Consider the following 1,695-nt stretch of genomic DNA (forward strand, 5'->3'; position numbering starts at 1 on the left):
CCGCCTGCGGCGCCGGCCGGTGGCACGCAGCAGACCGCCGCGGCGTGCGGCGGCCTCTCCGCCGGTGCTCTGCTCGGTCATCGCGCTGCTCCCTCCGCGGCTGCCTGTGGTGACGCCGGTGAGACGTCGACTTCTGCCGAAGGGTTGCACATAGAGTGATGAACGCCGACTAAGCAAGATCATCCGGACAGTTCCCACCACGGCCCGCCCCGCCGCGGGAGCCGGCTGTCACCAGCGCGAACGCAGGGTGCCTCCGGGGGCGCGGCGCGCGACACGGGCCGCCTGCTGTGGTGAGGCTCTCACGCGCGCGGGCCGCCGCACTCCGCCCGAGGGCGGGATGCGGCGGCCCGCTGAAACACAAACCCTGCGCTGCCGGCGGTGGGATCAGTCCCCGCTGTTGCCCGGAGCCGGCGTCGTCTTCTGGATCTGCATCAGGAACTCGCCGTTGGACTTGGTCTTCTTCATCTTGTCCAGCAGCAGCTCGATGGCCTGCTGCTGGTCCAGGGCGTGCAGCACCCGACGCAGCTTCCAGGTGACGGCCAGCTCCTCGCTGCCCATCAGGATCTCCTCCTTGCGGGTACCGGACGCGTCCACGTCCACCGCCGGGAAGATGCGCTTGTCGGCGAGCTTGCGGTCGAGCTTGAGCTCCATGTTGCCGGTGCCCTTGAACTCCTCGAAGATCACCTCGTCCATGCGCGAACCGGTCTCCACCAGCGCGGTGGCGAGAATGGTCAGCGAACCGCCGTCCTCGATGTTGCGCGCGGCACCGAAGAACTTCTTCGGCGGGTAGAGCGCCGTGGAGTCCACACCACCGGAGAGGATCCGGCCCGAGGCGGGCGCCGCGAGGTTGTACGCGCGGCCCAGCCGGGTGATGGAGTCCAGCAGCACGACCACGTCGTGGCCGAGTTCGACGAGGCGCTTGGCGCGCTCGATGGCCAACTCGGCGACGGTGGTGTGGTCCTCGGCCGGGCGGTCGAAGGTCGAGGAGATGACCTCACCCTTCACCGACCGCTGCATGTCGGTGACTTCCTCCGGACGCTCGTCCACCAGGACGACCATCAGGTGGCACTCGGGGTTGTTGTGCGTGATGGCGTTCGCCACCGCCTGCATGATCATGGTCTTGCCGGTCTTCGGCGGGGCCACGATCAGACCGCGCTGGCCCTTGCCGATGGGCGCGACCATGTCGATGATCCGGGTCGTCAGCACCCCCGGGTCCGTCTCCAGCATCAGCCGGTCCTGCGGGTACAGCGGCGTCAGCTTGTTGAAGTCCGGGCGTCCGCGGCCGTTTTCGGGCGCCATGCCGTTGACCGAGTCGAGCCGCACGAGGGCGTTGAACTTCTCCCGCCGCTCGCCGTCCTTGGGCTGGCGCACCGCGCCCGTGACGTGGTCGCCCTTGCGGAGGCCGTTCTTGCGGACCTGTGCGAGGGAGACGTAGACGTCGTTCGGGCCCGGCAGGTAACCGGAGGTGCGCACGAACGCGTAGTTGTCGAGGATGTCGAGAATGCCGGCGACGGGGATCAGCACGTCGTCGTCGTTGACCTGCGGCTCGCTGAAGTCCTCGCGGGTACGCCGGCCGCGGCGGTCGCGGTAGCGTCCGCGGCGTCCGCGGCGGCCGCCCTCGAAGTCCTCGTCGTCACGGCCGGATCGGCCGCCGCCGCCCTGGCCTCCACCACCCTGCTGCTGGGGCGCGTTGCC

1 protein-coding gene is annotated in these 1,695 nt (G+C 69.7%); it reads right to left on the reverse strand.

The window, feature by feature from the left end; translation table 11 throughout:
* Nucleotides 1-384: 384 nt before the first annotated feature.
* The coding region (gene rho, locus ACYVE9_RS25675; protein WP_461030284.1) for a transcription termination factor Rho at nt 385-1,695 on the reverse strand (1,311 nt) is incomplete at its 5' end.

It is taken from the genome of Streptomyces sparsus (genome assembly GCF_054776295.1).